This is a genomic window from Streptomyces cyaneochromogenes (genome assembly GCF_003963535.1).
Classification (GTDB): domain Bacteria; phylum Actinomycetota; class Actinomycetes; order Streptomycetales; family Streptomycetaceae; genus Streptomyces; species Streptomyces shaanxiensis.
Map to the genome: position 1 here is coordinate 7,255,437 of NZ_CP034539.1, position 19,975 is coordinate 7,275,411.

Below are 19,975 nucleotides of genomic sequence, written 5' to 3' on the forward strand. Positions count from 1 at the left end.
CGGTCGGCGGGATCGGCCAGGTGGCCGGGCGCGTCACAGCTTGGTCCACGCCTCCGACAGCGTCGCGCGCAGGATCTGCTCGATCTCGTCGAACGTCTCCTGGTTGGAGATCAGCGGCGGGGCGAGCTGGATGACCGGGTCGCCACGGTCGTCGGCACGGCAGTACAGGCCGTTCTCGAAGAGCTTCTTGGAGAGGAAGCCGTACAGGACGCGCTCGGTCTCCTCGGCGTTGAAGGACTCCTTGGTCGCCTTGTCCTTCACCAGCTCGATGCCGTAGAAGAAGCCGTTGCCGCGGACGTCGCCGACGATCGGGAGGTCGTACAGCTTCTCCAGGGTCGAGCGGAACGCGGCCTCGTTGTCGAGGACGTGCTGGTTGAGCTTCTCGCGCTCGAACAGGTCGAGGTTGGCGATGCCCACCGCGGCCGACACGGGGTGGCCGCCGAAGGTGTAGCCGTGCAGGAAGGTGTTGTCGCCCTTGTAGAACGGCTCGGCGAGGCGGTCGGAGACGATGCACGCGCCGATCGGGGAGTAGCCCGAGGTCATGCCCTTGGCGCAGGTGATCATGTCCGGGACGTAGCCGAACTTGTCGCAGGCGAACATCGTGCCCAGGCGGCCGAAGGCGCAGATGACCTCGTCCGACACCAGCAGGACGTCGTACTGGTCGCAGATCTCCCTGACCCGCTGGAAGTAGCCGGGCGGGGGCGGGAAGCAGCCGCCCGCGTTCTGCACCGGCTCCAGGAAGACGGCGGCGACCGTGTCCGGGCCCTCGAAGAGGATCTGCTGCTCGATCTGGTCGGCGGCCCAGCGGCCGAAGGCCTCCGGGTCGTCGCCGTGGATCGGGGCGCGGTAGATGTTGGTGTTCGGGACCTTGTGCGCGCCCGGGACGAGGGGCTCGAAGGGGGCCTTCAGGCCCGGCAGACCCGTGATGGACAGGGCGCCCTGCGGGGTGCCGTGGTAGGCGACGGCACGCGAGATCACCTTGTACTTGGTGGGCTTGCCGACCAGCTTGAAGTACTGCTTGGCGAGCTTCCAGGCGGTCTCCACCGCCTCACCGCCGCCGGTGGTGAAGAAGACCTTGTTGAGGTCGCCCGGAGCGTGGTCCGCGAGGCGGTCGGCGAGCTCGACGGCCTTCGGGTGGGCGTAGGACCAGATCGGGAAGAACGCCAGCTCCTGCGCCTGCTTGAAGGCGGTCTCGGCCAGCTCGACGCGGCCGTGCCCGGCCTGGACCACGAACAGGCCGGCGAGACCGTCGAGGTAACGCTTGCCCTTGTCGTCGTAGATGGAGGTGCCCTCGCCCCGGACGATGGTCGGGACGGGGGAGTTCTCGTACGAGGACATGCGCGTGAAGTGCATCCACAAGTGGTCGTACGCAGTCCTGCTGAGGTCCTGAGGGCTGTTGGTGCTCACGGTTATCGGGTCCTCACGGTTATCGGGTTCCCCACATGTAGGTCTGCTTCTTGAGCTTGAGGTAGACGAAGCTCTCGGTCGAGCGCACTCCGGGGAGGGCCCGGATGCGTCGGTTGATGACCTCCAGGAGGTGGTCGTCGTCCTCGCAGACGATCTCCACCATCAGGTCGAAGGACCCGGCGGTCATCACCACGTACTCGCATTCGGACATGGCGGTCAGCGCGTCGGCCACGGACTCCACGTCGCCCTCGACGTGCACACCGACCATCGCCTGCCGGCGGAAGCCCACGGTGAGCGGGTCCGTGACGGCGACGATCTGCATGACGCCCTGGTCGAGCAGCTTCTGGACGCGCTGGCGCACGGCCGCCTCGGACAGGCCCACGGCCTTGCCGATGGCGGCGTACGGCCGGCGGCCGTCCTCCTGAAGTTGTTCGATGATGGCGAGGGAGACGGAGTCCAGCTGCGGACCCCCGCTCCTGGGCTCGCGTGAGTCCCTGTGCTCTGCGCTTCGACTGGCCACGACGTCACTGTGCACGACGTCTCGACAGTTCCGCAAGGCCACGGCGATGAAATTCGTTGTTTACGTGACTGAAGCCTGCGGATTTCGCAGAAGTGGGGGGAGTGGGGGTGTTGAAAACGTGGGGCAGCCGATTAGGGTGGGTGTCTCAGAGAGTGGACAACCGCAAGCAGTGAAGACCTGACAGGAGGCCGGCAGTGAGCACCGAGCTGCGTCGTCTGCGCAACTACATCGACGGTGAGTTCCGGGACGCCGCCGACGGACGGACCACCGAGGTGGTCAACCCCGCGACGGGCGAGGCGTACGCGACCGCGCCGCTGTCCGGGCAGGCGGATGTCGACGCCGCGATGGAGGCCGCTGCGCGCGCCTTCCCCGCCTGGCGTGACGCGACCCCCGCCGAGCGCCAGAAGGCCCTGCTGAAGATCGCGGACGCGTTCGAGGAGCGGGCCGAGGAGCTCATCGCGGCCGAGGTGGAGAACACGGGCAAGCCGATCGGGCTCACGCGGTCCGAGGAGATCCCGCCGATGGTCGACCAGATCCGCTTCTTCGCCGGCGCGGCGCGGATGCTGGAGGGCCGGTCGGCCGGTGAGTACATGGAGGGGATGACCTCGATCATCCGCCGGGAGCCGATCGGCGTCTGCGCGCAGGTCGCGCCCTGGAACTACCCGATGATGATGGCCGTGTGGAAGTTCGCGCCGGCCCTCGCGGCGGGCAACACGGTCGTGCTGAAGCCGTCGGACACGACCCCGGCGTCGACGGCCCTGATGGCCGACATCATCGGGTCGATCCTGCCCAAGGGTGTCTTCAACGTCATCACCGGTGACCGGGAGACCGGTCGCATGATGGTCGAGCACGAGACCCCGGCCATGGCCTCCATCACCGGTTCGGTGCGCGCGGGCATGCAGGTCGCCGAGTCGGCGTCCAAGGACCTCAAGCGGGTCCACCTGGAGCTGGGCGGCAAGGCGCCGGTCGTCGTCTTCGAGGACACCGACATCGCCAAGGCCGTCGAGGACATCTCCGTCGCGGGCTTCTTCAACGCCGGGCAGGACTGTACGGCCGCCTGTCGCGTCCTCGTCCACGAGGCCATCCACGACGAGTTCGTCGCCGCGCTCGCCAAGGCCGCCGCCGACACCAAGACCGGGCAGCCGGACGACGAGGACGTGCTGTTCGGCCCGCTCAACAACCCCAACCAGCTCAAGCAGGTCGAGGGCTTCATCGAGCGTCTGCCCGCGCACGCGCGCGTGGAGGCCGGCGGAAAGCGGGTCGGCGAGAAGGGCTACTTCTTCGCGCCGACCGTGGTCTCCGGCGTCAAGCAGGACGACGAGATCATCCAGAAGGAGGTCTTCGGGCCGGTCATCACCGTGCAGTCCTTCTCGGACGAGGCGCAGGCCGTCGAGTGGGCGAACGGTGTCGAGTACGCGCTCGCGTCGTCGGTGTGGACGAAGGACCACGGGCGGGCGATGCGGATGTCCAAGGCGCTGGACTTCGGGTGCGTGTGGATCAACACGCACATTCCGCTGGTCGCGGAGATGCCGCACGGCGGGTTCAAGAAGTCCGGGTACGGCAAGGACCTTTCGGCGTACGGGTTCGACGACTACACGCGGATCAAGCACGTGATGACGTCCCTGGACGCGTAGTTTTTCGGCTGCGGGTGCGTGGGGGCCGGTCGCGCGCCCGCGGCGGAGCCGCATTTCGAGCACAGCCCCGCGCCCCTGAGGCGTTGCAGTCCCGGGCGGATCAAGTTCCGTCCGGGACTTCGGTGTTTCTGATCGACAACGTGTCCGGCCTGTGCCGTTGCACTCGACGTGGCGTCGATTGCCCGGTCATCGGCAGCGGCGGCATGCTGCGGCAATGGCGCTCCCATCGAAACGTCCATCGCTGTCCCGCCGGACCCTCCTGCGCACCCTCGGCGCGGGCGCGCTGCTCGGCGGCCTCGCCGGCTGCGGTGTGCCCGCCGCCCACGTACCTCCCGGTGAGCGGGCCGCCGCCGATCTCTCAGCCACCGACAAGCGGCTGACCTGGGCCAACTGGCCGCTGTACATCGACACGGACGACGAGGACGAGGCGCGGCGGCCGACGCTGGAGGCATTCGAGGAGCGCACGGGCATCTCGGTCGAGTACGTCGAGGAGATCAACGACAACGACGAGTTCTTCGGCAAGGTCAGCCCCGCCCTGATGAACCGTCAGCGCACCGGCCGCGATCTCATCGTCATCAGCGACTGGATGTGCGCCCGGTTCGTACGGCTGGGCTGGGTGCAGGAGATGGACCGGGCACGGCAGCCCAACGTGACGAAGCACCTGGACCCGCAGCTGCGGTCACCGGCCTTCGATCCCGGACGCAGGTTCACCGTGCCGTGGCAGTCCGGCATCACCGGCATCGCGTACAACCGCCGCAGGCTGGGCCGCGAGATACGGCACGTCTCCGAGCTGTGGGCGAGCGACCTGAAGGGCCGGGTCACGCTGCTCTCCGGCCTGGACGAGGCCTTCGCACTCCTCATGCAGGGCAACGGCGTGGACATCACCCAGTGGACGGCGGACGACTTCCACACGGTCTGCGACCAGGTCGAGAAGCAGGTGCGCGGGGGCCAGATCCGCCGCTTCACCGGCAACGACTACATCAAGGACCTGTCGAGCGGCGACGTACTGGCCTGCCAGGCCTATTCGGGCGACGTCATCCAGCTCCAGGCGGACGACCCCGACATCCGCTTCGTCGTCCCCGAGGAGGGCGCCGAGCTCTGGTCGGAGTCCCTGATGATCCCCAACCTGGCCCGCCACAAGGCCAACGCCGAGCGGCTGATCGACTACTACTACGAGCCCGAGGTCGCAGCGGAGCTGGCCGCCTGGGTCAACTACGTCTGCCCGGTCCCGGCCGCCCAGGACGTCCTCGCCTCCGCCAAGGACGAGGAGACCGCCGCCCTGGCCGAGGACCCGCTGATCTTCCCGGACGCGGCGATGCGCGGGCGCCTGGCGATCGCGCGGGACATCACGTCCGGGGAGCGGGTGGAGTTCGCGAAGCGGTGGAACGTGATCGCGGGGTTGTAGCCGGATCCCGGTGCCTCGGCCGGCAGCGGTCGTCAGCCGACCCGCTCGAGGGCCACTCGGTTCTCAGCCGACCTGCTCGAAGACCATCGACCACCAGCTGTCCGGCTGCGCGAACGCGAACCGGTCGCGGGCCTGGAGGTACTCCACGAGCTTGTCCGTGTACGGGCCGCGGTCCTGCGCTGCGGCGTGCTCCAGGTGCTTGGTGCGCAGCGCGAAGCGGTACAGGAACTCGACGAGGTCGGCGAGGGTGCGGTTGACGATCTCGGCCTGCGGTTCCTCGCCGAAGGACATGAGGATGACGTAGCCGCGCTCCATGTCGAGGCAGTACCGCATCCCGGGGTCGTCGGTGGGCCCGCCCAGCACGAGGATCCGGGTCTCCTCGCCGCCCGCGGCCACCGGCACCACGGTGAAGGGGTCGGGCCCCTCATCGGCGGTGTCGACGGTGAACAGGACGTCGACGAACAGGGGCACACCGACGTCGCACAGCACCTCGGCGTCGGCCTCGGACAGTCCGCGCTCCTCGGCGACGGCACGGTCCAGCGTGAGCACGCGGTCCGCGCCGAACAGCTCCGTCATCTCGTCATGGGTGGCCATGCGTCCTCTTCTTCCCTTTCTTCCCTCGTACTCTGTACGTTCAGCCGGTGAGACCGGCCCGCCGCAGCAGCTTCAGCCAGTCGTTGTACTCCCAGAGCTCGTCGTCGACCGACTCAAGCCGCGCGTACTCGGCGGGAGTGACCAGCCGCTCCAGGAAGTACGCCTCAACACTCGGCGCGAGCGGCTCGAAGCGCTCAGCGTCGACCCACTCCCCATGTTCGTCCGGGATACCGAGGACACCGCCGCCCGCGCGGTCGAGGAAGACTGGTGTGTCGCCGATCAACCCGATGCAGAACAGCTTCGCCGGAGACAGCTCCAGCGGGGAGTCGACCACCGGCCCGCAGTAGAACTGGTGCTCTTCGGCCTCCTCCAGGCCGAAGAGCTGCACATTCGGCCCGCAGCTCACGCCGTCCAGCACCCGGCAGAAGTCGAGGAACTCCCGCGGCACCCCGTCGGCCTCCGCCTCGGCCGCGGTCGCCTCGTCGATCGTCCCGCCGAGCGTGAAGCTCAGCACGTCCGGGCTCTCCGCCAGCGCCGTCCGCAGGGCGTCGACGGCCTCGATCAGACGGGGTGATCCCGGGCTCGCGCTAGTCATCTGGCCACCACTTGATGTCGATGTTGATCGGATTGCCGTCCGGAAGATCCTTGATCTGCGGGCGTATCTGCTGCGTGCCGATGTCGAAGTTCGTCGTCCGGTCCAGCATCCGCAGGTTACGCCACGCGTCCGGACCACCGGTCTGCAGCTCGTTGACGTGGTCGGGCTGCATTGCACGGGCGGCCTCCGCCGCCTCGTTGGCGAACTCGGGATCGTCCTTGTGGTTCCTGCGGATCAGGGCTTCCAGGGCGCCCTTGTACTGCTTGGTGATCTCCTTGTCGCGGTAGTCCTCGGTCTTGCCCTTGAACTTGAAGAGCTTCCCCTCCTCGCCCAGCCGCTGCAGAGCCCTCGCCTTCCGCTCGAAGGCCTGCTTGGGCATGCCGGGCTTCCACTCCAGCGTGACGGTATGGGGATCCTTGCTCGCATCCGGCCGGTCCTTGCCGATTCCGCCACCGTCACGGACCGTGTCCTGGTTGCGGGAGCGGTTGACGATGTTGTTCAGCATCGTCTCGATGTTCTTGTCGTTGCGCGCGTGGTTCTCGCCCATCGCCCGCACGCCCTTGGACACGTCCTGGAGGTGCTTGTGCAGCTGGTCCTCGGCGTCCTCGATGGCCTTGAGGATCCGTTCCGCCCCGCTCTCCACGGCCGCCGCCATGCTGCCCCGGCCCCGCGTCCGGTCCAGCCCGGCACGGCTGCGGCGCAGTTGGGGACGGGCGCCGGACTCCTGCTCGTCGGCCTGGGAGGTGACCCGGTCGGCCAGCCGGTCGGTCAGGTCCTTGTCGTTGCGTACGGTGTCGCTCACGCGCCGCCTCCCCGTCCGGTGAACGTCCCGCCTGCGGCGTCCAGGCCCTCGGAGAAGCCCTCGCCGCCCGCGCGCAGGGTCTTGCCCGGGCTGTAACCGTCCTGGAGTCCCACGGCGTTGGCGCCGACCTGGATGACGAGGTCGGCGGCCATGTTGCCGAGTGCGGAGAAGACCGGGCCGGTGACCACGGTCATCAGTTCCTCGACGAGAAGCTGCTCCGCCTCCTTCAGCAGCCGCCGGACGATGACGCGCGTGGCCTGGGTGGCGCCGAGCGCGCCGAGTTCGGAGAGTCCGAGCGTGAACGGCGCGGCGGCCTGGGCGGCGATGATCTCCGCGGCGAGGATGCCGAGCTGGACGATGGCCGCCACCTTGGCGCCGGCCACCGCGATTGCCGCGCCGTCCAGGGCTGTCGCCCCGAGGCCGGCCGCCTCGGCCAGGCGTTCCAGATGGACGTCGCTGACCTTGCCCCAGTGCTGCTGGAAGGCCGCGGTCGCGATGCCCTCGTTGCCTTCGAGGAACTCGCGGACGACGCTTGCCGTCGCGTCCTTGCCCTCCCGCATCTGGGAGGCAAAGGTCCGCAGGCCGTCGGCCATGTCGCGGTAGTCGTCCTCGTCGACATTCGGCCATTCGATGCCGATGAGGTCCAGCACCCAAGCCGCCTCGTCGGGCAGTACGACTCCCAACTGCGTTTCCCCCTCCGCCGCGGCAGAACCAAATCGGTCACCTCTGCGAAGTTCGAACTTTACTACGCTGGCGTATTTCTGACGGTCCGGAGCCCCTCAAGTCACGCCAGTGAAGCGGGAGATGGGGTGGTCCGGATGCGGGGGTACGGGACTAGCGGTGACGGAAGGGGCTTTCCGGGCGCTTCGCCGCGGAGTGGCCTGGCGTGTCCTGTTCGGCGCGCTCGCGCTCGTCCTCGGCCTTACGTTCCTGCTGCCAGTCGGCGAAGCGTTCGCCGGCCTCCCGGGCCTCGCGGTCGGAACGCGCCTCCCCGGCGCGACGGACCTCGGCGGCGCCGGAGAACAGGGCGGCCGAGTACTCCCGGTCGGTGAACGCCTCCTGCGCCGTGATGTCGCCGCGCAGGACCGAGGTGGCCATCTCCCGCAGCTTCGGATCGGGCCCGGTGCTGAGGCTGCGCAGTGTGCGATGCAGGCTGCGAGCCCGGTCCTCGTCCTTCGCCACGTCCAGCAGTTCCTCCGGGCCCACGTCGCGCCGCTCCGGCATGCGAACCTCCCCCGTCCCTCTCCCTGTGCCAGTCGCACCAGTATCCAACAGACGTGCGAGGGAGGGGAGTCGGGGAATGTGCCCGGCGGTGGCCGGTGGCCGCTCACGGCGGAGACAGGCCGGGCGTCAGAGGAACGGCCCTCGCCGGTGCACCGCCGTCCGTCCCACCGTCGCCGCCAGCTTGCGCAACCGGCGCCAGTCCAGGCGGGGTGCGCGCGGCGGAACGCCGGGGCGTTTGCGGGGGACGCGGACGCGCAGGGCGCCGGGGGTGATCCGGCAGTGGACGGGGGCCGGCAGGACGAGGGCCTCGCCGTCGATGCCGGCCTCGATCTCCGCGCGGTCGGCCTCGATGACCGCGTCGGGCGCGGTGAGGATGGTGAGGCCGCGCGGCGCGGGATCGAGGATCAGCGCGGCGGCCTCGGCCGCGCTGTCCACCCTGATACCGAGGACCCCGAGGACGGCGGCGTCCAGGCGGTCGCGGCGGCCGAGCCCGAAGGGATCGTCGGTGCGGTAGGGGTTGTTGCTGACCAGCACGGCGTGCGGGGCGTCGAGCGTCCTGCCCGCCGCGCGGACGGTCAGCAGGGGGCCCTGCTGGCGGGTGAGCAGGTCGGGCAGCAGCTCCAGGGTGGTGCCGATCTTGTCGTCGCGGTAGGAGGGGCTCTGCACGATGGCCGCGTACGCCCCGAAGGAGGCGTTGTTGACGAAGGGCCGGCCGTTCGCGAACCCGAGGTCGACGCGGACCTCCACCCCGTCGGTGAGCGCGTCGAGGCAGGCGGCGGGGTTGTCGCGGTCGAGGCCGAGGTCCATGGCGAAGTGGTTGCGGGTGCCGGCGCTGATCACCAGGAACGGGATGTCGTACGCGGCGGCGACGGCCGCGACCAGCGCCTGGGTGCCGTCGCCTCCCGCGACGCCCAGCAGGTCCGCGCCCTCCGCGACGGCCTTGCGGGCCAGCGCGGTGACGTCCTCGTGCCGGTCCGGGTCGAGGAGGATGACGTGGGCGCCGAGCCGCTCGGCCTTCTCCTTCAGCTCGAAGCGGACCACCTTCCCGCCGCCCGAGCGGGGGTTCATGATCAGGTACGGCCGCCGCGGCGGGGCCGCCTTGCGCTCCCGCATCACCCGCACCCGCGTGCTGCCCGTGCCCCGCAGCGCGTACCGGCCGCTCCAGACGGCCAGCGTCCACAGCGCCACGGACGCCAGCAGTGCCCAGAACAGGGTGGCCGCGAACAGGGCCACGAGCGCGACCGGAACCAGCACGGCCAGGACGGCCGCCGCCCAGCGCAGCGGGCCGCGCAGGGTCAGCGTCCACCACACCGCGACCGCGCCGAGGACCAGACCCGCTGCGCCGGCCACCAGCAGCAGCACGCCGCCGACGCCGCCGTACGCGAGCGGCACGAGCACCGCGAGACCGGCCGCGGCCAACGCCGTACGCGCCGCCCACCGCTGGCCTCGGTAGGCCCGCTCGCTCAAGTCCCAGCTCATGGCTCCTCCGTCCGCCGCGGACATCGTAGAGCCGGCGCGTTACGGGAAGGTCCGGTGCGGGCGGCACGTAGGCGATCAGGGCCGGCAGTACCCGGGAATCACTTTTGAACATGTTCAATACGGGCGTACGCTGTCCTCATGAGCGACAGAGCCGCCCTGCTCAAGGGCATCCGCGTCTGGCTGGCCTTCTTCGTCGTCTGCCTGGTGCTCAGCGGCGCCACGGCCTTCCCCCTCGTCCATGAACTGCGCTGGACCGAGGACCTGTTGCGCGCCCTGTCCGTGCCGGAGCACCTTCCCGGCCTCATGGACTGGGTCGAGCGCGTCCGGCGCGGGCTCGACACCGCCGACGCCGAGTACCCCTTCCTGCTCTACGGCACCGACTGGCTGGCCTTCGCCCACCTCGTCATCGCCGTCGCCTTCTACGGCCCGTACCGCGACCCGGTCCGCAACATCTGGGTCGTCGAGTTCGGGATGATCGCCTGCGCGGGCATCATCCCGCTCGCCCTCGTCTGCGGGCCGATCCGCGGCATCCCCTTCTGGTGGTCGGTGATCGACATGTCGTTCGGCGTCTTCGGAGTGATCCCGCTGTACGTCGTGCGCAAGAGGATCAAGCGACTGGAGGTGCTGACCGAGCGGTCGGCGCCTCCGGTCCCCGCGGCCGTCGTCAGCGGTTGAACGCGGGGAAGGCGAAGCGCCGGGCTATGGCCTCGCCGTCGCCCCTCGCGTCGGTCGAGTTGACGGAGTAGACGACGCTCCGGGACAGGTCGCGGGTCGCCGCGACGACCGTGTGGTAGCCGGGGCGCGATCCCGTCTTGGCCCAGACCGTCCGGCCGTTCAGCTCGAACGGTGTGAACGGCGCGGCCATCGTGGCGTCCACCGCCTTCGGCACCGCGAACATCTCCTTCAGCTGCGGCTCGGGGACGACACGTCCCTTGAACACGCCCACCAGCAGCCGTTCGAGGTCCGCGGTCGTCGAGATCATGTCGCCGGCCGCCCACCGGTCGGACATGTTCCAGTCGGTCACGTCCACCAGTTTTCCGTCGAGCCACTCGTAGCCGCGGTTGTGCGGACCGTGGACGCGGGGATCGGGGCCGTCGGGGAACGAGGTGTGCCGCATGCCGAGCGGGCGGAAGATCCGTACGGCGGCCTGGTGGGCGTACGAGTCGCCGGTGACCTTCTCGATCAGCATGCCCAGCACGGTGTAGTGGATGTTGCCGTAGTCCTGCCGCTCGCCCGGCGCGTACTCGGGGTCCGGCCCCTTGGCGACGGACGCGGCGACGACCTCGGCCGGGGTCAGGGTCTCGAAGCGGTGCGGGTACATCTCCTCGGTGGTGTCGCCCAGTGACGCCCCCGGCCGCAGGCCGCTCGTGAAGTTCAGCAACTGCCGTACGGCGATGGGCGGGAAGTCCTTCGTGAGCAGGCCGGGCAGGTACTGCTGCACCGTCCCGTCGAGGGAGATCCGCCCCTCGGCGGCGAGTTGCAGCACGATCGCCGAGGTCACGATCTTCGTCGTGGAACCGGCGCGGAAGCGGGCGTTCTCGATCACCGGGGCCCCTGTTCTCATGTCGCGCACCCCGGCCGACCCCTGCCAGCTCCCCTTGCCGCCGACGCGGATCAGCGCCGCCGTCGCGTCCTGGTCGGGCAGTCCGGCGAGCGCCGCGCAGAGGGCCTTCACGTCGGGTCCGTCCGGCGTGGCCGCCTCGATCGCCTGCGCGGAGCACGACGATGACGGCGCGGGCCGCGCGGAGGCCGTCCCGGCCAGCGGCAGCGCGGTCAGGGCCAGGGCGAGCGCGGAGGTGAGGAGGACGGGAAGCGGGCGTACGGGCATCTGCTGCTCCTGAGGTCGAATGGGATGTCCGTGATCATCGTCGGGGCGGTACGGCCCTGGGCGGATCGTCGGTGAGGAGGGCTCGAACCCTGGGCGAGCCCGGAGCAAATGCCGTACGCGGCAAGGGGGTTGTAGGGGTTCGCCCCTACGGGCGGCTGCGGACGCCTGCGGACGCCCGGGGCGGCGTACTTCGGACGCGCGGACCGAAAAAGTGTTATCGCCGCCCCCTTCACCGCGTCTCCATTCGCGTCCCCCACCCCCACACCCCGGGAGTCCCCGCCATGCCCCGCCCGGCCCGGAAGCGGAATGTGATCTCCGACATAGCCAACGGCGCAGGTCAGGCTGAGAAGGTGCGTACGGGCAGCAAGTGACCCGGGAGAGGACGTACGTGGACGAGGCAGCCGGCAGGCAGTGGCGCTCCACCATCGCGGCGGCGCAGGCCGGTGACCGGCATGCCCTGGACGAGCTGGTCGAGGGCTGGCTGCCGCTCGTCTACAACGTGGTCGGACGCGCACTGAACGGCCATGCCGATGTCGACGACGTCGTCCAGGAGACCATGCTGCGCGCCGTCGACAACCTCGGTTCGCTGCGCGACCCGGACAGCTTCCGCTCCTGGCTCGTCGCCATCGCCATGCGGCAGATCCGGGACCGGGCGCGCCGCAGGCAGACCGCCCAACTGGACGAGTCGGCCGCGCACGAGGCCACCGACTTCGCCGAACTCACCGTGCTGCGGCTCCAGTTGGAGGGACAGCGGCGCGAGGTCGCGGAGGCGGTGCGCTGGCTCGACGACGAGGACCGGCAGCTGCTGTCGCTGTGGTGGCTGGAGGTCGCGGGCGAGCTGACCCGGCGCGAACTGGCCGCCGCGGCCGGAATCAGCCGGCAGCATGCCGCGGTGCGCGTCCAGCGGATCAAGGAACGGCTGGAGACCGCGCGCGGCATCGTCCGTGCGCTGGACGGCGCCTGCCCCGACCTGCGCGAACGGACCGCCCGCTGGAACGGCCGCCCCGACTCGGTCTGGCGCAAGCGGCTGGCCCGGCACATCAGGGGCTGCGGTTACTGCGGCGACACCCGCGAGGCCGTCGTACCGGCGGAACGGCTCCTCGTCGGCATCGCGCTGGTCCCGATCCCGGTCGGCTTCACCCTCTCCCTCGCCCTCGGCGGCAAGACGGCGGCCGCGGCGACGGTCACGGCGACCTCCGTCGGCTGGTCCGCGAAGGTGATGGCCGCGATCACCCAGCCCGCCGTGGCGGTGACGGCGGGCGCCACGTTCGTCGCGGGCGGCGCGTACGTCGTCACCCAGGCCCCGGACGCGCCGCCCCCGCGCGCGACAGCCTCCACGGTGGCCCCCACCGCGGCCAGCACGGCCCGCCCGCGGCCGTCACCCACGCCGTCCGTGTCACCGTCGGCGACGCCCTCACCGTCGCCGTCACAGACGCGCAAGGTCGAGCTGTACGGCACGGTCGTCGACGCCGTCGACCGGGCCCCGGACCCGAACGCCGCGCCCGCCGACCTGCCGCGCCGCCCCGAGTCCGGCATCACCAGCACCGGCGGCGCGCACGCCGTGATGAACCACCGCGGCGACAGCGCCACGCTCACCGGCCAGGGCTACGTCCTCGTCCGCTGGCAGATCGCACCGCAGTACCGGCCGGGCGGTCTCGTCATGCCGGCCTGGACCGGCCTGAAGGGCAGGCTCTTCCACGTCGCCTCGGGTGGCGGCCGCCGCATGGACGACCGCGTCAGCAGCACCGACAGCTCCGCCACCGGCATGGGCAGCACGACCACCGGGTACACCGTCCTGCCGCCCGGCACCCAGCAGATGTGGCAGAACGAGTGGTTCTACGTCGACGGCAGCGTCACCCTCGTCCAGAACGAACGCGGCGCCGACTACAACCTGAGCGTGTTCCCGTCGAACTGGAACGCCGTGAACGAGGACATCAACCACGGCCCACCCGACGGCGCGATCCGCTACGGCCTCGTCCGCGACACCGGCAAGGACGACACCCCCGTCCCGCAGTACGCCACCCGCGCGACCCCCGCGGACGCGGCGACCGTGCCTCAGGAGTCCCGCGTGCAGCGCTCCTGAGCCGCCATCACCTCGTCGCCGTGCTCGAAGGCCCAGGCCCCGAAGGCCTCGATGGGGTCGAGCAACGACCGCCCCAGTTCGGTGAGTTCGTACTCGACGCGCGGCGGAGCACCGCCGTACGCCCGCCGCGTCACGAGCCCGTTGAACTCCAGCCGGCGCAGGGTCTCGGTCAGCACCTTCTGGCTGATCCCGCCGATGCGGTCGCGGAGTTCGCCGTGCCGCACGGGCCCGTGCCGCAGCGCCCACAGCACCACGGCGTTCCAGGTGTTGGCGAGCAGGTCGAAGGCGAGGCGGGCGCGGCAGTCGGCGAGGAAGGGCCGGTCGGTGGTCACGCACCGAATGGTGCCCGAGCGGCTTCCTACTGTGCTGCCCATGCGAATAGGAATCCTGGGAACCGGGGGAATGGCGGACGCGCTCGGCACGCAGTGGCGGCGGGCCGGGCACGAGGTGCTGGCCGGGAGCCGCTCTGCGGGCGGGCTGCGCGAGGCCGCCGAGTTCGGGACGGACGCGGTGCTGCTGGCGGTGCCGTACGCGGCCGTAGTCGGGGTGGTCACCGGACTCGAACCGGTGCTGCGCGGGCGGGTGTTGATCGACTGCACGAATCCGGTGGGCCCGGGCTTCGGCCTGCTCACGGCGGGCGGCCCCGCCGCGGCCGAGCGCATCGCCTCCGCCGCCCCCGCCGCGCACGTGGTCAAGGCCTTCAACCTCTGCCACGTCGACGTCTGGCGGATGACACCGCCCGTGTTCGACGGCCGCCCCCTCGCGGTGCCGCTGTGCGGGGACGACGAGGCGGCCCTGTCGGTCGTACGACGACTCGTGCGCGACCTCGGCTGTGAGCCGCTGAACGCCGGGGGACTGGACCGGGCCGGGCTGCTGGAGGCGACCGCGGCGTTGCTGATCGGGCTGTGGGTGGGGGAGGGGGCGGACGCGCAGGCGATCGCGCCGCCGCTGCCGTTCGCCGCCGGCACCGCCTAGGCGGTGCGCAGTCCCAGCAGGACGTCGATCCGGTTCGTCGTGATCGAGTCGACGCCGACGTCCAGCAGGCGGCGCAGGGAGCGTCGGGTGTCCGGGGTCCAGACGGACAGCAGGTAGCCGTCGCGGTGGACGCGCTCGGCGAGAGCGTGGTCGACCAGGCCGAAGCGGTAGTTGAGCCAGCGGGGGCGTACCGCGTCCAGCAGTGCCGGGCGTGGCGGCGCCAGGGTCGTCCAGGTCAGGGCGATCTCGGCGGCCGGGTCGGCGGCGCGGACGGCGAGCATGGCGGGGGCGTCCGCGCAGTAGTACACGCGATCCTGCGCCCCGCACTCGCGCACGACGTCCACGATCCGGCGCGCCGCCCGCACATCGGGCGTGCCCGGCAGGTCGAGCATCACCCGGCTCCCGTCGCACACCGCCAGCGCTTCCCGCAGCGTCGGCACACCGCCCGCCGTCAGCCCCCGCACCTCGGCCGCCGACAACGCGAGCAGCGGCCGGTCCTGCTCCCACAACCGCTTCAGCGTGTCGTCGTGCAGCAGTACCGGCACACCGTCCTTGGTGAGGCGTACGTCGATCTCCACCGCGTCCGCGCCCTGTCCGAGCGCGGAGCGCAGGGAGGGGAGCGTGTTCTCGCGGACGCGGTAGGGGTCGCCACGGTGGGCGACGGCGGTCAGGTTCTGCATGAGGCCATTGTGGTGGGTCAGGGGGTGAGCCAGTCGGCGGTGTACGTGTCGATCTCGTCCGCGATCCGGGCCTTGCCGGGCTCGTCGAGGAAGGACGCCGCGACGGCGTTCTTGGCGAGGTCGGCCAGTCCGCGCTCGTCGAGGTCGAGCAGGCGGGCGGCGACCGCGTACTCGTTGTTGAGGTCGGTGCCGAACATCGGCGGGTCGTCCGAGTTGATGGTGACGATGATCCCGGCCTTCGCGAACTCCTTGATCGGGTGCTCGTCGATGGTGCGCACCGCGCGCGTGGCGATGTTGGAGGTCGGGCACACCTCCAGCGGGATCCGGTGCTCGGCGAGGTGCGCGAGCAGCTTCGGGTCCCGCGCCGAGCTGGTGCCGTGCCCGATGCGCTCGGCGCGCAGGTGGGTGAGGGCGTCCCAGACCGTCTCCGGCCCCGTGGTCTCGCCGGCGTGCGGCACGGAGTGCAGTCCGGCGGCGATCGCCCGGTCGAAGTACGGCTTGAACTGCGGCCTCGGCACGCCGATCTCGGGCCCGCCGAGCCCGAACGAGACCAGGCCCTCCGGGCGCACCCGGTCGTCGGTGGCGAGCCGCGCGGTCTCCTCGGCGGACTCCAGGCCGGCCTCGCCGGGGATGTCGAAGCACCAGCGCAGCACGGTCCCGAACTCGGCCTCGGCCGCCTTGCGGGCGTCCTCGATGGCGTCCATGAACGCGCCCTCGTCGATGCCGCGGCGGGTGGAGGAGAACGGGGTGATGGTCAGCTCGGCGTAGCGCACCTGCTGCCGGGCCAGGTCGCGGGCGACCTCGAAGGTCAGCAGCCGTACGTCCTCCGGGGTGCGGATCAGGTCCACGACGGACAGGTACACGTCGATGAAGTGGGCGAAGTCCGTGAACGTGAAGTAGTCGGCCAGGGCCTCCGGGTCGGTGGGGACCTTGGAGTCGGGGTGGCGGGCGGCGAGTGCCGCGACGATGCGGGGGGAGGCGGAGCCGACGTGGTGGACGTGCAGTTCGGCCTTGGGCAGTCCGGCGATGAAGGCGTGCAGGTCGCGCGGGACGCGGGCGTCTACGAGACGGTCGGTCAAGGTTCCTCCCCGGGAACGGCGTCCGCGGCCGGGTGTGTGAGCGGCGGGCGGGCGCAGGTGATCGGCTGATCGGTGACTCGGGGATCATCGTAGGCCGGGACCGCGGGGGCGCAGACGGGGCCTTAGCATGACGGCACGTACGACAAAGGGGGGCCCGGGCATGTCCGAGGACGCGCAGACGCCGCAGGCGCCGGAGGCATCGGGGGGATCGGCGGTGCGGGGGGACATGAGCGCAGGGGGATCAGGGGCTTCGCCGGAAGAGCCGAAGGTGTCGTTCGGGAAGGACGACGAGAGGGCGCCGTCGACGTCTTTGGACAAGCCGGGGGTGGCGGGTCCGAGTGATGCGGTGCCCGGTGGGGCGCAGCCGCTTCCCGAGCGGGATCCGTGGGCGCCTCCCGTCGAGGGCGCGCGGGCGGATTCCTCACCGACCGCGGGGCCCGGGAACACCAGTGCCTCGAACGTCCCGCCGACCTGGCCTGCTCCGCCCTGGCACGATCAGCAGACGGCTGCGTCGGGGCCGCCCATGGAGGTGCCGTCCGAGCCGCGGGACGCCGTGCCGCCGGGGGCGCCGTGGGAGAACCCCTCCGCCGGGGTGGGGCCCGCGATGGCGCCGGGCGGTTCGCCTGCCAACCCGTTCGCGCCGCCGGGGGCCTCGTCTCCCATGCCTCCCACGACTCCCATGTCTTCCGTGCCGCACGGCGCGCCGGTCAATCCCTTCGCGCCTCCGGCCGGGCACGGGCCCGGGCCCTACGGCGCTCATGGCGCCCATGGCGGGCATGTGCCCCCGCCGCCCATCGCGCCCGACGGGCCGGGGCAGGTGCCGTACGGCTATCCCGGCGGTCATGGGTTTCCGCCGGGGCCGGGTGTGGGGGGCTACTACGGGTGGCCCGGTATGCAGGCCCTGCCGAGCAACGGGATGGGGACCGCGGGGCTGGTGCTCGGGATCATCTCGGCCGTGATCTTCTGCATGTGGCCGGTGGCGATCGTGGTGGGCGTGCTCGCGGTGATCTTCGGTGCGATCGGGATGGGCAAGGCGCGGCGCGGCGAGGCGACGAACCGGGGGCAGGCGCTGGCCGGGGTCATCTGTGGAGTGGCGGGGCTGGTCCTCAGCCTGGTGATGCTGGCGTTCGTGATCGCGACGGCTTAGGGGTTGGTCTGGGGCTCCGCCCCAGACCCCGCTCCTCAAACGCCGGAGGGGCTGGATTTTGCCGGCGGCGCTGGATTTTGCCGGTCCAGGCATTTCAGCCCGTCCGGCGTTTGAGGACGAGGCCCTTCGGGCCGAAGCGGGGGTCTGGGGGCGGCAGCCCCCAGGGACGGGAGGGTAGGGGCGGCGGGGGCGAAACCCCTCCTACCCCCGCAACCGCTCCCGCGCCTCCATCAACGCGAACCCCAACAAATTCGGCCCCCGCCACCGCTCCGGATCCCCCGCCCCCTCATCCCGCACCGCCAGCCCGATCCCCCACACCCGGTCCACCGGACTCGCCTCCACCAGCACCCGATCCCCCGTGCCCAGCAGAAACCCCCGCAGATCCGCATGCGCGCCGAACTTGTGGACCGAGCCCTCGACGACGATCCGGAACCGCTCCCGCTCCCACACCCCGTCGTCGAACCCCCGCACCAGCCGCCCGGCCTTCTTCGCGACCGACGGATGCCCGGCGTCCAGCACCCGCCGCTCCGCCTCCGCGTCCCCGAACAGCCGTGCCTTCTCGGCCATCATCCAGTGCTCGGCGGTCGCGTACGCCACGCCGTCCACCGTGAACGGCGACGGCCACCACTGGCTCAGACAGCTCACGCCCACCCGGCCGTCGGGCAGCGGCCGGTGCCCCCAGAAGTGCAGATACTTGACTCTCGCCCCCGCACGGACCTCCCGGAGAAGGGAGTCCCAAGAATCGATCTTCGTCATGCCCCCGAGCATGGCACGCACCACCGACAATCCGTCCCGCGTTTATCCGGCCGACTCGACACCTGGTCGACAGATTCCGTCGCGTAACCAAAAGGCAACAACGGAATCACTTGTTGGAGTCCTCCTGCTCTGTCAGGATCGGCACTCAAATCGAGCCCGAGCCACGCCGGCCCCACCACGGGGACACGGAGGAGAGCCACATGCAGAACCCGGGCACCGCCACCCCGGAAACCGCCATCCCGGAATCCGCACCCCCGCAGCGATTCCCCGCCCAGGACCGCTTCGCGGACGGCGCGCAGTACATCGCGGGCCGGCCGGCGAAGGGGACCTCCGGTCGTACGCACGCCGTCGTCGACCCCGCCACCGGCGAGGAGGTGTACACGTACGACCTGGCCGGCGCCGATGACGTCGACGCCGCCGTCGCCGCCGCGCGCGAGGCCTTCCCGGCCTGGTCCGCCGCCACCCCGGGCGAGCGCTCCGACGCCCTGCACCGCTTCGCCGCCGTCATCGCCGAGCGTGCCGAGGAATTCGCCCGCGCGGAGTCCCTGCAGTGCGGCAAGCCGCTGAAGCTGACCCGTGAGTTCGACGTCCCGGGGACCATCGACAACACCGCGTTCTTCGCCGGTGCCGCCCGGCACCTGCAGGGGCAGTCCGCCGGCGAGTACTCCGGCGACCACACCTCGTACGTCCGCCGTGAACCCATCGGCGTCGTCGGCTCCATCGCCCCCTGGAACTACCCCCTCCAGATGGCGGCCTGGAAGATCCTCCCGGCCATCGCCGCGGGCAACACCATCGTGCTCAAGCCCGCCGAGCTCACCCCGCTCACCTCGCTCCTCTTCGCCCAGGCCGCCACCGACGCCGGCATCCCCGACGGTGTCGTCAACATCGTCACCGGGACCGGGAAGGAGGCGGGCGAGCATCTCGTCGGCCATCCCGACGTCGCCATGACCTCCTTCACCGGCTCCACCGCGGTCGGCAGGCGCGTCGCCGAGATCGCCACCGCGACCGTCAAGCGGATCCACCTGGAGCTGGGCGGGAAGGCGCCCTTCGTCGTCTTCGACGACGCCGACCTGGAAGCAGCCGTCCAGGGCGCCGTCGCGGGCGCGCTCATCAACACCGGGCAGGACTGCACGGCCGCCACGCGCGCGTACGTGCAGCGACCGCTCTACGAAGCCTTCGTCGAGCGGACCGCCGCCCTCATGGAGAGCGTGCGGCTCGGTGACCCGTTCGCGCCGGGCACCGATCTCGGGCCGCTCATCTCCCATGTCCAGCGCGACCGGGTCGCCGGGTTCGTCGACCGTGCGCGTGCCTACGCGCGCGTGGTGACCGGCGGGGCCGCGCCGAAGGGGGCGCTGGAGAACGGGGCGTACTATCTGCCCACCCTGGTCGCCGACGCGGCCCAGGACAGCGAGATCGTCCAGTCCGAGCTCTTCGGACCGGTCCTGGTCGTCCTGCCGTTCGACAGCGACGACGAGGGGATCCGGCTGGCCAACGACACCCCGTACGGACTCGCCGCCTCCGCCTGGAGCCGGGACGTCTACCGGGCGGGCCGCGCCACCCGCGAGATCAAGGCGGGCTGTGTGTGGGTCAACGACCACATCCCGATCATCAGCGAGATGCCGCACGGCGGCTACAAGGCGTCCGGCTTCGGCAAGGACATGTCCGCGTACTCCTTCGACGAGTACACCCAGATCAAGCACGTCATGTTCGACAACACCGCGGTGGCCAGGAAGGACTGGCACCGCACGATCTTCGGGGACCGGTAGC

General features: G+C 70.9%; 21 protein-coding genes. 7 read left to right on the top strand and 14 right to left on the bottom strand.

The features are described from left to right. Window positions 1-33: 33 nt before the first annotated feature. On the bottom strand, window positions 34-1,407 hold the full coding sequence (locus EJ357_RS33200; protein WP_126395391.1) for an aspartate aminotransferase family protein: 1,374 nt from the start codon (window positions 1,405-1,407) through the stop codon (window positions 34-36). A 19-nt stretch (window positions 1,408-1,426) separates the two neighbouring features. Then, a complete protein-coding gene (locus tag EJ357_RS33205; RefSeq protein WP_175647606.1) occupies window positions 1,427-1,942 on the bottom strand; it encodes an Lrp/AsnC family transcriptional regulator in 516 nt (171 codons plus the stop codon). Between the two features lie 179 nt (window positions 1,943-2,121). Here EJ357_RS33205 and EJ357_RS33210 point away from each other — a divergent pair, with 179 nt between their 5' ends. Beyond that, the gene (locus EJ357_RS33210; protein WP_126395393.1) at window positions 2,122-3,561 is read left to right on the top strand and encodes a gamma-aminobutyraldehyde dehydrogenase; all 1,440 of its coding nucleotides are present in this window, start codon (window positions 2,122-2,124) and stop codon (window positions 3,559-3,561) included. A gap of 214 nt (window positions 3,562-3,775) precedes the next feature. After that, the gene (locus EJ357_RS33215) at window positions 3,776-4,966 is read left to right on the top strand and encodes a polyamine ABC transporter substrate-binding protein (RefSeq protein WP_126395394.1); all 1,191 of its coding nucleotides are present in this window, start codon (window positions 3,776-3,778) and stop codon (window positions 4,964-4,966) included. A 63-nt stretch (window positions 4,967-5,029) separates the two neighbouring features. Here the strand turns inward: EJ357_RS33215 and EJ357_RS33220 are convergent, their stop codons facing one another. From EJ357_RS33220 to EJ357_RS33245, 6 genes are all read right to left on the bottom strand, one after another. Then, window positions 5,030-5,560 (bottom strand): SUKH-4 family immunity protein, encoded by a 531-nt coding sequence (locus EJ357_RS33220; RefSeq protein ID WP_126395395.1) that lies wholly within the window; start codon window positions 5,558-5,560, stop codon window positions 5,030-5,032. Between the two features lie 40 nt (window positions 5,561-5,600). Next, a complete protein-coding gene (locus EJ357_RS33225) occupies window positions 5,601-6,155 on the bottom strand; it encodes a hypothetical protein (RefSeq protein ID WP_126395396.1) in 555 nt (184 codons plus the stop codon). Beyond that, the gene (locus EJ357_RS33230; RefSeq protein WP_126395397.1) at window positions 6,148-6,957 is read right to left on the bottom strand and encodes a hypothetical protein; all 810 of its coding nucleotides are present in this window, start codon (window positions 6,955-6,957) and stop codon (window positions 6,148-6,150) included. Before EJ357_RS33230 ends, EJ357_RS33225 begins: the two co-directional genes overlap by 8 nt. Then, window positions 6,954-7,640, bottom strand: coding sequence for a WXG100-like domain-containing protein (locus EJ357_RS33235; RefSeq protein WP_126395398.1), 687 nt, complete (start codon window positions 7,638-7,640; stop codon window positions 6,954-6,956). The genes EJ357_RS33230 and EJ357_RS33235 overlap by 4 nt, the downstream gene beginning before the upstream one ends. A gap of 151 nt (window positions 7,641-7,791) precedes the next feature. Next, window positions 7,792-8,181 (bottom strand): hypothetical protein, encoded by a 390-nt coding sequence (locus EJ357_RS33240; RefSeq protein ID WP_175647607.1) that lies wholly within the window; start codon window positions 8,179-8,181, stop codon window positions 7,792-7,794. Between the two features lie 126 nt (window positions 8,182-8,307). Further along, entirely contained in the window at window positions 8,308-9,660 is a 1,353-nt protein-coding gene (locus EJ357_RS33245) for a diacylglycerol/lipid kinase family protein (RefSeq protein WP_126395399.1), read from the bottom strand. Window positions 9,661-9,798: 138 nt separating this feature from the next. On the opposite strand from EJ357_RS33245, the gene EJ357_RS33250 reads away from it, so the two are divergent. Further along, entirely contained in the window at window positions 9,799-10,335 is a 537-nt protein-coding gene (locus EJ357_RS33250; protein WP_126395400.1) for a hypothetical protein, read from the top strand. On the opposite strand, the gene EJ357_RS33255 is transcribed toward EJ357_RS33250, so the two are convergent. Continuing rightward, window positions 10,325-11,488: a serine hydrolase domain-containing protein gene (locus EJ357_RS33255; RefSeq protein WP_126395401.1), complete on the bottom strand. Its 1,164-nt coding sequence runs from the start codon at window positions 11,486-11,488 to the stop codon at window positions 10,325-10,327. The genes EJ357_RS33250 and EJ357_RS33255 overlap by 11 nt on opposite strands. 388 nt (window positions 11,489-11,876) lie before the next feature. Between EJ357_RS33255 and EJ357_RS33260 the strand changes: the two genes are divergently transcribed. Continuing rightward, window positions 11,877-13,571: a sigma-70 family RNA polymerase sigma factor gene (locus EJ357_RS33260; RefSeq protein ID WP_228472685.1), complete on the top strand. Its 1,695-nt coding sequence runs from the start codon at window positions 11,877-11,879 to the stop codon at window positions 13,569-13,571. Here the strand turns inward: EJ357_RS33260 and EJ357_RS33265 are convergent. Next, window positions 13,544-13,903 (bottom strand): winged helix-turn-helix transcriptional regulator, encoded by a 360-nt coding sequence (locus tag EJ357_RS33265; protein WP_126395403.1) that lies wholly within the window; start codon window positions 13,901-13,903, stop codon window positions 13,544-13,546. The two genes, EJ357_RS33260 and EJ357_RS33265, sit on opposite strands and share 28 nt — an antisense overlap. 40 nt (window positions 13,904-13,943) lie before the next feature. On the opposite strand from EJ357_RS33265, the gene EJ357_RS33270 reads away from it, so the two are divergent. Beyond that, a complete protein-coding gene (locus EJ357_RS33270) occupies window positions 13,944-14,546 on the top strand; it encodes an NADPH-dependent F420 reductase (protein ID WP_126395404.1) in 603 nt (200 codons plus the stop codon). Here the strand turns inward: EJ357_RS33270 and EJ357_RS33275 are convergent. The 3 genes from EJ357_RS33275 to EJ357_RS48540 all read right to left on the bottom strand — a co-directional run bounded on the left by EJ357_RS33275 (window position 14,543) and on the right by EJ357_RS48540 (window position 16,968). Then, window positions 14,543-15,226, bottom strand: coding sequence for a glycerophosphodiester phosphodiesterase (locus EJ357_RS33275; RefSeq protein ID WP_126395405.1), 684 nt, complete (start codon window positions 15,224-15,226; stop codon window positions 14,543-14,545). The genes EJ357_RS33270 and EJ357_RS33275 overlap by 4 nt on opposite strands. A gap of 17 nt (window positions 15,227-15,243) precedes the next feature. Further along, window positions 15,244-16,305, bottom strand: a complete 1,062-nt coding sequence (locus EJ357_RS33280; protein ID WP_126395406.1) for an adenosine deaminase — start codon at window positions 16,303-16,305, stop codon at window positions 15,244-15,246. Between the two features lie 495 nt (window positions 16,306-16,800). Next, a complete protein-coding gene (locus tag EJ357_RS48540; RefSeq protein WP_175647608.1) occupies window positions 16,801-16,968 on the bottom strand; it encodes a hypothetical protein in 168 nt (55 codons plus the stop codon). 16 nt (window positions 16,969-16,984) lie between these two features. Between EJ357_RS48540 and EJ357_RS33285 the strand changes: the two genes are divergently transcribed. Further along, complete coding sequence (locus EJ357_RS33285) at window positions 16,985-17,452, top strand: DUF4190 domain-containing protein (protein WP_228472686.1); 468 nt, start codon at window positions 16,985-16,987, stop codon at window positions 17,450-17,452. 201 nt (window positions 17,453-17,653) lie between these two features. Here EJ357_RS33285 and EJ357_RS33290 read toward each other — a convergent pair whose 3' ends face one another. Further along, the gene (locus tag EJ357_RS33290; RefSeq protein WP_228472687.1) at window positions 17,654-18,208 is read right to left on the bottom strand and encodes an NADAR family protein; all 555 of its coding nucleotides are present in this window, start codon (window positions 18,206-18,208) and stop codon (window positions 17,654-17,656) included. A 200-nt stretch (window positions 18,209-18,408) separates the two neighbouring features. On the opposite strand from EJ357_RS33290, the gene EJ357_RS33295 reads away from it, so the two are divergent. Next, window positions 18,409-19,974: a gamma-aminobutyraldehyde dehydrogenase gene (locus EJ357_RS33295; protein WP_126395408.1), complete on the top strand. Its 1,566-nt coding sequence runs from the start codon at window positions 18,409-18,411 to the stop codon at window positions 19,972-19,974. The last annotated feature ends 1 nt before the right edge of the window (window position 19,975 follow it).